Below are 13,435 nucleotides of genomic sequence, written 5' to 3'. Positions count from 1 at the left end.
CGCCGGGCGCGCCGCGCGCGGCCCCCCGCGCGCCCCCGCCCGCGGCGCCGCCCCCGCGACGCCCGGCGAGGACGAGCCGCTCGACGCCGCGGGCGGCGAGGTGGCGGGCGGTGCGGGCGCCGAGCGCGCCGGTCCCGCCGGTGATCAGCACCGTGCTGCCGGGATGCCACGCGACGGCGGTGCCCGCGCCGCCGACGCCGTCGGTGTGGGCCGGGGTGGCATCACCGGCGTGGTCCGGGCCGGCCTTGCCGGCGCGGACCAGGCGGGGTACGAACAGGTTCGCCGTGCGGGCCGCGACCTGGTCCTCCCCGCCCGGCGCGGTCAGGGCCGTGGCGAACCAGCCCAGGGACTCGTCGTCGAGTTCGGTGGGCAGGTCGAGCAGACCGCCGAACCCACGGGGCCGTTCCAGCGCCAGGGTGCGGCCCAGCCCCCAGAGCATCGCCTGCTCGGGGCTGGTCACCGGATCCTGCGCGCCGGTGCTGACGGCGCCGCGGGTGACGAGCCACAGCGGCGCGGCGACGTCGGCGTCGCCCAACGCCTGGGCGAGGGCGACGGTGAGGGCGAACCCGGTGGTCAGCGCGGGATGGTCGGCGTGTGCCGTGGTGTCGAGGCCGAGCAGGGACACCACGGCGCCGATCGGGACGGCCGGGTCCGGCGCGGCGGCGGCGAGGAGGGGGGCGAGCCGCGCGCGGTCGGCGGCGGCGCCGCCGAGCCGGCCCGTGACAGGCTGGCCGCCCAGACGGGCGATCAGCCAGGTGAGCCGGGTCAGCGTCGCCTCGTCGAGGCCGGCCGCCGGGACCAGCACCGGCCAGGCACCGGACAGCGGCGGTGGGACCGCAGCCTGGGCGGAGACGGCCGCGGTGTGGGCCGCGTCGGGCAACGGGCGCCAGACGGTGCGGTAGCACCAGCCGGCCGGATCGTCGGCGCCGGGCCGGCCCCCGCCGCGCGGCGCGGGGATCGTGACGGCGGGGTCGAGCCAGTGCCGGCGGCGCGGGAACGGGTAGGTCGGCCGCTCGACGAGGCGGCCCGCGCCGGCCCCCGCGGCGCGCCAGTCGACCGCCACCCCGTGGACGTCGAGCTCGGCGAGCGCGCTGAGCAGGGCCTCCGCCTCGGGCCGAGGCCCCCGCGTCGCCGCGGCGGCAACCGGCGCCTCGCCGTCGCCGAGCCCGCCGCCTGGCGTGGTGGTCGGCGCGTCGCCGGCACCGTCGGCACCGTCGGCACCGCCGGCACCGGCCGCGTCGGCCGCGTCGGTCGTCGCGTCGCCCGCGGCGAGGCAGGCCGGGAGCAGGGCGGTGAGCACGGCGTCGGGGCCGAGCTCCAGGTAGGCGCCGGCGCCGGCGGCGCGCAGGCTGCGGGCGCCGACGTCGAAGCGGACGGGCTGGCGCACATGGCGCACCCAGTGCTCCGGGGTGATCAGCTCGGCCGGGTCGAGCCGGCCCGTCAGCGTCGACACGATCGGGATGGTCGGTTCCTGGTAGGCGACCCCCGCGGCGATCTCGCGGAACTCGGCGAGCATGTCGTCCATGTGCGGGGAGTGGAAGGCGTGGCTCACGGTGAGCCGGCGGGTGGCGATGCCCCGTTCCTGCCAGCCCGCGGCGACCCGTTCGGCGAGGTCGGCGTCCCCGGCGATGACGGTGGCCTCCGGCCCGTTGACCGTCGCGATCTCGACCTGGCCGGCGAGGCCGTCCAGTGACGCGGCGACAGCCTCCGCCCCGGCCCGGATCGAGATCATCGCTCCGCCGGGCCGGCAGGACTGCATCAGCCGGCCTCGCGCGGAGACCATCGTGACGGCGTCGTCGAGGGTCCAGACGCCCGCGACGTGCGCGGCGACCAGTTCGCCGATGGAGTGGCCGGCGAGCAGCCCCGGGGTGAGCCCCCAGGCGGTGACGAGCCGGAACAGGGCGGTCTCGAAGGCGAACAGGGCCGGCTGGGTGTATTCGGTGCGGCTCAGGGCCTCGGCGTCGTCCGGGGCGGCGGCGAACATGACCCGCCGCAGCGGCCGGTCCAGGTGCGGGTCGAAGCGCGTGCAGATCTCGTCGAGCGCCTCGGCGAACACCGGGTAGGCGTCGTACAGGTCCCGACCCATCCCCGGGCGTTGGCTGCCCTGCCCGGTGAACAGCAGCGCGAGCCGGCCCTGGGCGACGGCGGCGCGCACCGTGCCCTGCGCGAGCCCGCGCGCGGCGCGCCCGGCGGCCAGCGCGGACAGCGCCTTCGCGAGCCGCTCGTGGGGCGCTTCGGCGCCGATGACGATGGTCGCGCGGTGCTCGAAGCGGGACCGCCCCGCCAGGCTGAAGGCCATGTCCGCGAGGTCGAGGCCCGGATCGCCGGCGAGATGGTCGCGCAGGCGCCCGGCCGCGGCCCGCAGCGCACCCCCGGTCCGTCCGGACAGGACCATCGGCAGCGGCGCGGCTGCCTCGCCGGAGAACGTGTCGCGGGGCAGGACGTCGAGGTCGGGCGGGGGCAGGTCGGCCGAGGCGGTGTCGGTGGCCAGGTGGGTGGCCAGCGGATCGGCCGAGGGGCTCCCGGCCCGCGCGGGCCGTGGCCGCGGCAGCTGGTCGAGCGGCCCGTGCGGTGCCTCCTCGAGGATGAGGTGCGCGTTCGTCCCGCTGATTCCGAACGCCGACACGGCGATCCGCCGCGTCCGGCCGGTCTGGCGCGGCCAGGGGACGGGGTCGGTGAGCAGGTGGACGGTGCCCTCGGACCAGTCGACGTGCGGGGTCGGCTCCTCGACGTGCAGGGTCGCCGGCAGCGTCTCGCCGGCCAGGGCCTGCACCGACTTGATCACACCGGCGACGCCGGCGGCGGCCATCGCGTGGCCGATGTTCGACTTCAGCGAGCCGAGGTAGAGCGGCCGGCGCGCCGGGCGGGACCGGCCGTAGGTGGCCTGGATCGCCTGGGCCTCGATCGGGTCGCCGAGGACGGTGCCGGTGCCGTGCGCCTCCACCGCGTCGACGTCGGCGGGGCGCAGCCCGGCGTTGGCCAGGGCCTGGCGGATCAGGCGCTGCTGGGAGTTCCCGTTGGGGGCGGTCATCCCGTTGGTGGCGCCGTCGGCGTTGACCGCCGAGCCGCGCACGAGGGCCAGGACGGGATGGTTGTTGCGCCGCGCGTCGGAAAGCCGTTCGAGTAGCAGCACGGTCGCGCCGTCGGCCCAGCCGGTGCCGTCCGCGTCGGCGCCGAACGCCTTGCAGCGGCCATCTGCGGCGAGGCCGCGCTTGCGGCTGAACTCGATGAGCATGCCCGGGCTCGACATGACCGTCACCCCGCCGGCCAGTGCCAGGTCGCTCTCGCCGGTGCGCAGCGACTGCCCGGCGAGGTGCACGGCCACCAGCGACGCGGAGCACTGGGTGTCGACGCACAGCGCCGGCCCCTCGAAGCCGAAGGTGTAGGACACCCGCCCGGCGATGATGCCCGAGGCGTTGCCGGTCAGCATCTGGCCCTGCATGTCCTGCGGCGCCTGGGCCCAGGCCGGGCCATAGTCCTGCAGCGACACCCCGGTGAACACCCCGGTACGGCTGCCGCGCAGCGTCCGCGGGTCGAGTCCGGCGCGTTCGAGCGCTTCCCAGGAGATCTCCAGCATCAACCGCTGCTGCGGGTCGACCGCGCCGGCCTCGCGCGGACTGATTCCGAAGAAGCCCGCGTCGAACCGGTCGATACCCGGCAGAAACCCGCCGTGGCGGGTGTAGGAGGTGCCCGGATTGTCCGGGTCCGGGTTGTAGAGCCCGGCCAGGTCCCACCCGCGGTCGTCGGGCAGCCCGCCAAGAGCCTCCCGGCCCTCGCGCACCATCGCCCACAGCGCCTCCGGCGAGTCGATCCCACCGGGCAACCGGCAGGCCATCCCGACGATGGCGATCGAGTCCGCGCCGACGGCGGTGGTCAGCCCCTGGGCGGCCGGGATGTGGGCCTGCTCGTCGACGCCGAGCAGCTCCCGCAGCAGATGCGCCACCAGGGACGCGGGTGTGGGCTGGTCGAAGAACACCGTGGCGGGCAGGCGCAGCCCGACCGCCCGGGTCAGCCCCTCGCGCAGGCGGTCGGCGGTGTGCCGGTAGATCCCCAGACGACGCCACGGAGCGTGGCGGTTGCCGCGCGCGCCGCCATCACTGTCGGTGGCCCCGACCGACCTGGTCAGCTCGGCGTCGAGCAGGTCAAGAAGAAGATCCGTCTGGGTGGCACTGGACATGCCGGCCAGTCGGCCGCGCCACATATCCGCATTCATGATGGCCCGCTCCGGAGGTGAGTCCAGGATTTCGGCTGGCTTGGGCATAGGAACCTTCTCCCGACGGTATCTCAGCGGCGGCGAATGACCGGAATTACTCACCCCCGATCGCGGCGAACCCATGTCTACCACGCTGGTTCCTATCCTGGAACGCCGAAACCGAAGGGCGTTTCTCCGGCGATGTCGCATATCTGCGCAATAATGGACCGAACGGTCCGCGCTGATTTCCGCCGTCCGGTGGGCCTTTCTCGCGCACCCGCCGCGACGACATGTGGATAACCGGCATGGCGGGGCCATTCACATCAGGCTGACGACCGGGAGGGCACCGGGCGCCGGCCGGCGCCGAATTCCGAATCACCCGCCGGGAAGGTCGCAAAATGGTCGGCGCGGGTCACCCCGGCCGCAGGTCGACGGAGCCGGACAGGCCCGGCCCGGGGGCGCCCGGCGGGCGTCGGCGTCGGTGTCGGTGTCGGTGTCGGTGTCGAGGGACCGCAGGACAGCCTGGGGTGAGGCCGGCGGTCGGGCCCGACCGCGGTGACGCGGCACCGGTCAGCTCGCCGGGCAGCGGACCGCGCGGCGCACGGCCGGCCGCCGCCCGAGGCCGCCGCCCGAGGCCGAGGCCGAGAAGAAAGTCGCGACTCGGCTCGTCGGCCGGAACCATTGCGATGTGACGGGAGATGTCCGTCCCGGCGTTGGGACAGGCCGGAAAACGGGGGTGGCGGACCGGCCGGAAATATCCAGCGCTTCGCGGCAGTCAAACGCATGCCGGGCAGGGAAGGGGGCTCGATCGAGCAGCCCGGTCGGTCAGCTCGCGCCGGCGGTGTCGTGCGCGTCGTGGATATGCGGTCGACGGTCCAGATCCCGGCGACCCGGTCATCATGCTCGTGGCCGCGCGAATCGAACAGACGGACCGGCGCGGATACCCGGTGAATGGCTCGCACAGCAGCCGGCGCCGGATACGGGGGCCGGCGCGCGACGGCGGCCGGGGCTGGAGCGAACGCCGGTGTGGGGCGTTCTGTCGGTCGCTCCGATTCGGGGCGGTCGGGTCGACGGCAACCGCCGGGATCGCCGCGGCGAGAGTGGGCGGCCCGGGCCGGATGGTGAGGCCCAGGTTAACGCACGGTAGCGGTCGGGCAGGACGCGGTCGATCGGTGACCGTCGGCCGCGTCCTGCCCGACTGCTGCCTCGTGCGGCGCGCGGAGCGGTAGCACGCGGTGGTGCCGGGCCGTGTCCGTGGTGCTGGCCTGTGTCCGTGGTCCTGGCCTGTGCCCGTCGTGCTGGGTGGTCGCCCGTCGGGCTGCGTGGCGCCCGTGGTGCTGGGCTGTGCGAGGGGTACAGGCGGTGCGGGTGGTGCAGGCGGTGCGGTGGTGCGTGTCCCGGGTGGTCAGCGGGCGTTGCTCGCGGCATCGACGGGGATGCCACCGGTGCGGCGCGGGACCGCGCCGGCCAGCCGGTCGTACCAGGCCGCCCGGCTGATCGCGTACACGGCGTGCGGCTCGCCGTGCAGGAGTTGGGTGCGGGCCTGCGTCAGGCCAAGCCGTTCCGCGACGCCGATGGACGGCAGGTTGTCCGGCAGGATCACCGAGATGACCTCGGTGAGCTGGGGCTGGTGGGCGAAGGCCCAGCTGATGGCGGCCGTGCCCGCCTCGCGGGCGTAGCCGCGGCGCCAGCGGTCCCGGCGGATGAACCAGACCGCCTCGATGCCCGGCCAGCCCGGCTCGGTCCACAGGCCGGCGCGGCCGACCAGCTCACCGGTGGCTCGTTCCACAACAGCCCATGGGCCGACCCCGGTCAGTGCCCAACAGCCGATGTTGCTGGCCATCGCATGCCACACGCTGTCCAGATCGCAACGCCCGCCGATGTAGCGGGTGAACTCGGGATCCGACCAGATGGCCGCGAAACCCGGGACGTCGCCGTTCTCCAACGCGCGCAGAACCAGACGTTCTGTGGTGATTGTCGGTATTACACCATCCGTAGTTTTTGTCGATGTCATCCTGGGCCGCCTGCCGGGAGCGTGCGGCAGGCCTCGAGGAAGGACGCCACCGCAGGGATCCGATGGTGGGCCGGGGCAAAGCTTGATGCGCACTGCCGCAGCCTCGCCTTAACAGTATGCGTCAGTTCGTCCGGCGCGGTGCGGATGACGTCCATCCCGACCCGCGCGGCCTCCTCGGGTTCCGGATCCCGGCCGATGAGGAACGTCGAGGCGTACGACATGTAGGCGTGCTGCGATTCCTCGACGGTGTAGTCGCCGCCCTTGCGCTGGTAACCGGAGATGGCGATCGGTGCCCACTCGTGCGCCATGTCGACATCGCCCATGTTGACCGCGACGCCAGATCGGAACATCGCCACCGCCGCCGGGCCGACTGGCGTCTCCCCGGGCATCGGCGCCATCGAGCAGGCCGCTGCCTCCATGCGGTTGAGGGAACTCCGGGCAGCATCCTCGTCGCCCATCTTCGCATACGCCCGCGCCTCGTAGGCGGCCATTCGCGCATCCATGTACGGATGGCTCACGTGCTGCACTACATTGAGCGCGGCGATGGCCTGCCGGTAGCGCTGCGTGTGATAGGCGATCGAGCTCTGCAGGGCCGCGACCGAAAGAATGAGGACCGGCTCGCCGATCTCGTGCGCGTAGGTTCCAGCCAGGCCGGCGAAACGGCGCGCGGAGCGGAAGTCGTTCGTGTTGAAGGCGAGCCGACCGAGGAAGTAGGTCAGCTGACCGCCGAGCATCGTGACGCGGTTCCTGGTGCCGGCCGACATCCTGCCGTCGAGGATCGACTCGATCTGCTTCCAGCGTCCGGCAACCTCGCCGAGGAGGGCGAAGTGCGGGGCCGAGCCGTAGATCTGGGCGATCTCGTCGACGTCGGACTCCAGCTCGTCGAGCGTGCGGTCCGAGGCACTGCCGGTCTCGATCCGTTGCCGGGTGGAGGCCGCCAGCGCGGACAGGGCAGGCAACGCCGGCAGGGCGGCAAACTCTCGCCGGTTCGTGGAAATCACCTCTTGGTCTATGGTCCTTACACCATCGGCCATCGTGATTTCCTTTGGTGCAGGCACGTATTCATCTACTGGTCTTCTCATGGGTGGTACGACACCCAGGCGTCGTGCCCGCTTCTCTCGATCGGCGGCGTCACGCAGCCGCCGAATCTCTCCCCCGCAGGGGAGAACGACGTCCAGTGCGTCCGAGAGATCTGGCGATGGCACCTCCCTTCCATTCACCGCTCGGGAAACCTGCTGACGCTTGAAGCCGGTCCTTTCGGCCAGCCTGCTGATGTTGGTCCTGTTGTCGTCGATCAGCGACTGGAGCATCGTCGCCAGCTCGTCCAGCGAATCATTGCGTTGCCGTTCAGCCTCCACCGTGAACCTCCCAGCCGCATCTGTGTCGGGGGGTGCAACGAGCCGTTGCGGGACAAGCACCCTCATGTTGCAGTCTGTCGCCGAGCTGCGGCGAAGTGTGCCATGACACCAGTCGAGGCGCACCCGGGCCAACCGGGTGAATACCGCGGGAGTGCCCCCGCTTCACCGGTGATCCGGTCGCATTGTTTCGAGGAGGTTTCGTGACACCACCGAGCCCTTCTGCTGGAATACCCAGCTCCGTATCTACGTCCCTCGGCAAGGCCGAAGTCGTGCACGCCACATCTTCTGGGATGGACGGCGAGGTGTCCGTCTTCGCTCCGCAGCGGACTACCCGGGATGGGGGGGACATTCCGGCGAATCCGGCGCACAGCGATGCGGTCTCGGGACCTTGGTCCCGCTATCGACGCCACATCGACAGTCGGTCAACGGCGTGCCTACTGATCGGACGTGGCCCCCATGCCACCCCCGTTCGGGTACCCCCGACGGGCCTTCCTGTCCGCCGGCCCGGCCGGCACTGGGTCCCGCCGGGGGCTTCGCGGGTGCTGGACTTCTCGATCTCGGTGTTCGACGAGGAGGGCAACCAGATTGAGAATCTGGTGGGTTGGGCGACCGCTGAGGCTGCGACAGAGCACGCGCGATCACTCACCGACATCGCTAGCTATCGGATCGTGTCGTGCCGGGCGGTCGACGCGCACTGAAGGTAAGGATTCAACCTCGAAGGGTGAGGTAAATGTGCTCGTCGGCGCTACTCCGCCGCGGCTGTTCGGTCAACCGCAGGCCGATCGATTGCGCCAGAGTCCGATCGGATGGCAGAGAGGGCCCGGACGGGCAGGCACCTCGGTGGTCCGAAATAACTACAGGTGCCCCCGGGAGGGGTTGCCTGCCGCCGTCCCAGGACCGTGCCGGCGACGACCGGGCGGCCGGGTCGGCCGGCGGACCGCCTCGGCGCCGCGGCCAGGGCGCGACCCGGCTGCGGCCGGGCCGCGCCGGTGCGGCCGGGATTCCCGAGAAATGCCCAGCTCCAGCGGGATTCCGGGCTTCGGGGCCCGGCTCGCCGCCGCCGGCGGCGCTCGGCGGTTCGGCGGTTCACCCGTCGGCCCCGCCCGGCTGGGGGTCGTACTGACCGTCCGGTCACATCGGCCGGATCACAAGCGTCGAATTCCGGGCGGCGAGCGGCGGGCGGGGTGGCGCCGGGCAGCGGACCGGCGGAACCGCCGGGTGTGTGGACGCATTACCGTCGGGCTGAATTACCCGCCGAGTCCCATGCGTCGACGCACCACGGACGACACCTGAAGATCCGTTGTGGCTGCATCGATAAAAGCGATGGGCCGTGTTGATTCTGGCGCGATGTGGCGCAGATCCTCGGGCCTAACACCGATCGGGATATCGGTGATCGTCTGTACTGGGGCCGGCGATCGGTGGCGAAGTGTCGCACTGTCGAACCGATAAGTCCACCGATGCCGGCGCCGGCTCGGGGCGGCCGGCGCGGGCACTGCTGGCCTGTTGTCTGGCCGATGGGAAAGTGTGGGCGCCGTCGGTCATCGTCCTCGTCCGGATGGCCTTTCCCCGCCGAGTCCGGTCGCCGCGCCGGCTTCCTCCCGGGGAGCCGGTGCGCTGATCGGATCGGCATCGTTGAGGGGGAGCGCCTCGGCGGGATCGGTAAGGCTGGTCGGCGCGGCGGCGGACACCTCCTCGACGCGTCCAGCCTCGAAACGCCCAGCCTCGAAACGCCCAGCCTCGAAACGCCCAGCCTCGAAACGCTCAGCCTCGATGTGCACATAGCGTCCGCCGCGCAGCAGCGACGCCAGCGCGGCAACCAGGGACATGCCGATCGCCAGCGAGAACACGATGATCAACCCGTGGTGGAACGGTGAGGAGATCAGGTGTGGAAAGAACTCCTCGCCGATGATCTCCTGCGCGTCGGCGGCGGGCAGGCGGCTCAGGGTGTCGTCGCCGAGCAGGTTCTGCATCGGGTTGTAGTCGAGGAACGCGGCGAACAGGCTGCCGACCGGCGGCAGGTTGGCCACCCGATCGGTGACGCCTACGGGCACGCCCCGCGCGTTGAGCCCGTCGTGCAGTGACGCCGGCAGCGTCGACGCCAGACCGGCGATCATCAGGGAGAAGAACAGGCCGATGGAGAGCACCTGTACGGAGTTCATGAAGGTCGCGCGCATCCCGGACGCGCCGCCGCGGGTGGCGGCGGGCACGGCGTTCATCACCGCCGTGGTGTTCGGCGCGGAGAACAGGCCGGAACCGATCCCGTTGAGAAGCAGAACCCGACCGTCAGCGGCAGCAGGTAGATCCCGGCCCACAGCGGCGTGTCGACGTAGTCGTAGCCGTGCAGCGGCAGCCGGATGCCCTGCAACCAGATGATCAGCATGAACTCCAGGCCGCCGCGGGCGATCGAGGAGAGCGGGATCGCGGCGTTGCCGGCGGAGAACGCCCGGATCCGGAGCCCGGCACCGCAGCCCCGGCGGACCGGTGCCCCGGCGGACCGGTGCCCTGGGCGGCATCGGGCGGACGTGCCCGGCCGGTCACCGAGGGCTGGTCTCGTGACGACGGCCGGTCCCGGGACGACGCGGGCGCCGGGCTCGGCCGTCGGTCCCGCGCTGCGCCCCGCCGCGCCCAACGACCGAGCTCAGGTCAGGTAGTTAATCAGCGAGACTGACAACTTTGCGCCGGTCGGTATTCCCATCCGCCCAGCTCCGCCCGCCCTGACCGCCCTGACCGCCCGGGCCCCGAGCCGGGGATGCCTCGCCGCGAACCGGCGCCGACTGCACGGGAGGGACGCCTCCTGACTCTTCCGCAGGGATAAATCGGCCTGGAAGCCCTGTGGAAGAGCCAGGTTGGCCGCCTCCCATGCATGGCCCCGGCCACCCGCACCGTCGGTGACGGCCCGGTGCTGCGGGCGGGCAGCGGCGAGGCCGGCCCGGCCGCGGTCGCCGCCGGAGCCGGCGTTGCGACCGTGAGGTCCGGCGCCGAGATCGGAAGGACACGGCTCGTACCCGCGTCCTACAGTGCTGCCTGGACACAAGGGATATCCGGGGTGTCCGCGGGCGGCACCCTCCCGAACGGGCCTCCCGGGCGCGACGGCACGATGTCGCGTATCCGGGCCCCGCCACCCGCGGGCGACCCGCCCCCCAGGCGCGACGGGAGCGAGGCGACGTGGCCACCGACAACACGCCCACCGACAACACGCCCACCGACAACACGCCCACCGGCGAGACGGCCACCGACCAGACGACCGCCGGCGAGACAACCACCGCCAGGACGGCCAGCGACGAGACAGCTGCCCTGGCGGCGGATGACTATGACGAGTTCGGTCTGCTGCGCGGCAACGCCGAGGAGCTGGGCCTGCCGTTCGCCGGCCGGCCGGACGTCGGCCGCGGCTACGCCGATCTGCCGGACGGCGGCCGCCTCAGCTATATCCGCTGGGGCCACGCCGAACCCGAGCTGGTGTTCCTGCACGGCGGCGCGCAGAACGCGCACACCTGGGACTACGTCGCGCTGGCGCTCGGACGCCCGGCGGTGGCTGTCGACCTGCCCGGTCACGGCCACTCGTCCTGGCGCGCCGATCGCGACTACGGTCCATGGCGCAACGCCGAGGCGCTCGGCGCGGTGCTGCCGTCCATCGCCCCCGCCGCGGCCACCGTCGTCGGCATGTCGCTCGGCGGCGCGACGGCGATCCGCCTCGCCGCGACGCACCCCGAGCTGTGCCGCCGGCTGGTGGTCGTGGATGTCACCCCGGGCGTCACCGACCCGAACCGGACGATGACGACGGCGCAGCGCGGCGCGGTGGCGCTGGTCAGCGGTCCGCCGACCTACCCGTCGTTCGAGGCGATGGCCGACGCGGCGATCGCGTTGAGCCCCAACCGGGCCCCCGCCGGGGTCCGTCGCGGCGTGCGGCACAACGCCCACCGGCTGCCCGACGGCCACTGGGCGTGGCGCTACGACCTGTTCGGCCCGCGCCCACCGAGCACGCCGGACTGGTCGGACATGAGTGGCCTGTGGGCCGACGTCGATGTCATCACGGCACCGACGCTGCTGGTTCGTGGCGGTGAGTCCCGGTACGTCCGGGATGAGGATGTCGACGAGTTCCGCCGGCGCATGCCCTCGGTGCGCGTCGAGATCGTCGCCGGGGCGGGCCACGCCGTGCAGAGCGACCAGCCACTGGAACTCACCCGCCTGATCAGCGGTTTCGCCCCCGCCTGAGCTCGATGCCCCCGCCCGGGCCGCCCCGTCCCCGCCCGGCGACCATTCGCCGGGTGCCTCCGCCCCGTCGCCGACCGGCGTCGCTCGCTCTTCCAGGGAGAGCGGCTGACCGACTGCGCCACGGCGAAGGCGGGTCGTCCAGCAGCCCGCGCCACCGCGGGCGCCGCCCGTTCCGCCGCCGGAGATGAAGTAGTGGATGCCGCCTTCGGCGACCCACTGCTGGAACTGCGTCAGGGTCGGCGCCGGGTCGGTGCCGTCCCAGCCGTCGATCGCGATGACCGCCTTGCCGGTGGCGAGTTCGAGCTGCGCCGCGCTGGTCGCGCCGGCCGGACGGTGCCGTCGTGGGGCCGGGTGTGGTCAGGGTCGAGCTGGCGGTGGCGTTCGAGCTGGCCGGTGTCGGCGGGCTGGCCTGCAGCGGTGTCATGAACACACGGTCGGTCGAGCGGTTGCGAGCCGGCTGTGCCGCTCCTGTGTGATCGCTGTGAGCGGGTCCGGCGCGATGTCGCCCGCCGGACGGCGGTCTGGCGGACGGCGGTCTGGAGGACGGCGGTCTGGAGGACGGCGGTCTGGAGGACGGACCCGCGCGCGGCGTTCGCCGGGTCGTCCGGGTGGGACCTGGGTGCCATACGGTGGTCGGGTCCGATGTGGGCCAGAGGAGGTGGCACGGTGCAGTACGTGAAGCTCGGCTCGACCGGCCTGGACGTCTCCCGCATCTGTCTTGGCTGTATGAGCTATGGCGATCCCCGGCGTGGCAACCATGACTGGTCTCTCGACGAGGACGCGTCGCAGCCGTTCTTTCGCCGGGCGATCGAGGCCGGCATCAACTTCTTCGACACGGCGAACGTGTACTCCGACGGCAGCAGCGAGGAGATCACCGGCCGGGCGCTGGCCAGGTACGCCGACCGCGACGAGATCGTGCTCGCGACCAAGGTGCACGGGCGGATGCGCCCCGGCCCGAACGGCGCCGGACTGTCCCGCAAGGCGATCTTCGCGGAGATCGACGCGAGCCTGCGCCGCCTCGGCACCGACTACGTCGATCTTTACCAGATCCACCGGTTCGACCCGGGTTCCCCGATCGAGGAGACCCTCGAGGCGCTGCACGACGTGGTGAAGGCCGGCAAGGCCCGCTACATCGGCGCGTCCTCCATGCACGGCTGGCAGTTCGCCAAGGCGCTGTTCCTCGCCGACGCGCACGGCTGGACCCGGTTCGCGACCATGCAGAACCACTACAACCTGATCTATCGCGAGGAGGAGCGGGAGATGCTCCCGCTGTGCGCGGACCAGGGCGTCGGCGTGATCCCGTGGAGCCCGCTCGCCCGCGGCCGGCTCACTCGTCCCTGGGACGCGACGACCGCCCGCGGCGCGTCCGACCAGTTCGGCCGCACGCTCTACCCGGAGTCGGACCGGCAGATCGTCGACGAGGTCGCCCGCCTCGCCGCCGAGCGCGCCGTCTCGCCTGCCCGGGTCGCTCTCGCCTGGGTGCTGCGCCGGCCCGGTGTGGCCGCGCCGATCGTCGGCGCGACGAAGCTCGCCCACCTCGACGACGCGATCGCCGCGCTGGACCTCACGCTGACCGACGACGAGGCTGCCCAGCTCGAGAAGCCCTACACCCCGCACCCGGTCGCCGGCTTCGGATAGCCCCGGTCGCCGGTCGGGACG

At 72.6% G+C, this 13,435-nt stretch carries 8 protein-coding genes and 1 pseudogene; 3 read left to right on the top strand and 6 right to left on the bottom strand.

Going from position 1 to position 13,435, the window contains the following annotated elements:
• From MXD60_RS21590 to MXD60_RS21580, 3 genes are all read right to left on the bottom strand, one after another.
• On the bottom strand, positions 1-4,261 hold a 4,261-nt coding region (locus tag MXD60_RS21590; protein WP_248821155.1), incomplete at its 3' end, for a type I polyketide synthase.
• A 1,336-nt stretch (positions 4,262-5,597) separates the two neighbouring features.
• Positions 5,598-6,206, bottom strand: a complete 609-nt coding sequence (locus MXD60_RS21585; RefSeq protein ID WP_248821154.1) for a GNAT family N-acetyltransferase — start codon at positions 6,204-6,206, stop codon at positions 5,598-5,600.
• Entirely contained in the window at positions 6,203-7,564 is a 1,362-nt protein-coding gene (locus MXD60_RS21580; protein WP_248821153.1) for an NsdA family TPR-like regulatory protein, read from the bottom strand. The genes MXD60_RS21585 and MXD60_RS21580 overlap by 4 nt, the downstream gene beginning before the upstream one ends.
• 539 nt (positions 7,565-8,103) lie before the next feature.
• On the opposite strand from MXD60_RS21580, the gene MXD60_RS21575 reads away from it, so the two are divergent.
• Positions 8,104-8,262: a hypothetical protein gene (locus MXD60_RS21575; protein WP_248821152.1), complete on the top strand. Its 159-nt coding sequence runs from the start codon at positions 8,104-8,106 to the stop codon at positions 8,260-8,262.
• Between the two features lie 840 nt (positions 8,263-9,102).
• Here MXD60_RS21575 and MXD60_RS21570 read toward each other — a convergent pair.
• Both MXD60_RS21570 and MXD60_RS30460 read right to left on the bottom strand, forming a co-directional pair.
• The gene (locus MXD60_RS21570; protein WP_308222558.1) at positions 9,103-9,780 is read right to left on the bottom strand and encodes a hypothetical protein; all 678 of its coding nucleotides are present in this window, start codon (positions 9,778-9,780) and stop codon (positions 9,103-9,105) included.
• Positions 9,780-10,193 (bottom strand): hypothetical protein, encoded by a 414-nt coding sequence (locus tag MXD60_RS30460; protein ID WP_308222557.1) that lies wholly within the window; start codon positions 10,191-10,193, stop codon positions 9,780-9,782. Before MXD60_RS30460 ends, MXD60_RS21570 begins: the two co-directional genes overlap by 1 nt.
• Positions 10,194-10,858: 665 nt before the next feature.
• Here MXD60_RS30460 and MXD60_RS21565 point away from each other — a divergent pair.
• A complete protein-coding gene (locus MXD60_RS21565) occupies positions 10,859-11,776 on the top strand; it encodes an alpha/beta fold hydrolase (RefSeq protein ID WP_248821158.1) in 918 nt (305 codons plus the stop codon).
• Positions 11,777-11,995: 219 nt separating this feature from the next.
• On the opposite strand, the pseudogene MXD60_RS30455 reads toward MXD60_RS21565, so the two are convergent.
• Positions 11,996-12,046: pseudogene (locus MXD60_RS30455) on the bottom strand (hypothetical protein); the annotation flags it as partial.
• Between the two features lie 396 nt (positions 12,047-12,442).
• Between MXD60_RS30455 and MXD60_RS21560 the strand changes: the two are divergent.
• Positions 12,443-13,414, top strand: a complete 972-nt coding sequence (locus MXD60_RS21560) for an aldo/keto reductase (RefSeq protein ID WP_248821151.1) — start codon at positions 12,443-12,445, stop codon at positions 13,412-13,414.
• Positions 13,415-13,435 lie beyond the last annotated feature (21 nt).

This window comes from Frankia sp. AgB32, from assembly GCF_023243045.1.
Classification (GTDB): domain Bacteria; phylum Actinomycetota; class Actinomycetes; order Frankiales; family Frankiaceae; genus Frankia.
The sequence above is the reverse complement of the archived record's forward strand: the minus strand, read 5'-3'. Positions and strand labels throughout refer to the sequence as shown.

What these genes read in the sequence shown, in the direction of transcription:
- MXD60_RS21585 (WP_248821154.1), bottom strand. Translation starts at nt 6,206, where the DNA reads ATGACATCGACAAAAACTACGGATGGTGTAATACCGACAATCACCACA.
- MXD60_RS21570 (WP_308222558.1), bottom strand. Translation starts at nt 9,780, where the DNA reads ATGAACGCCGTGCCCGCCGCCACCCGCGGCGGCGCGTCCGGGATGCGC.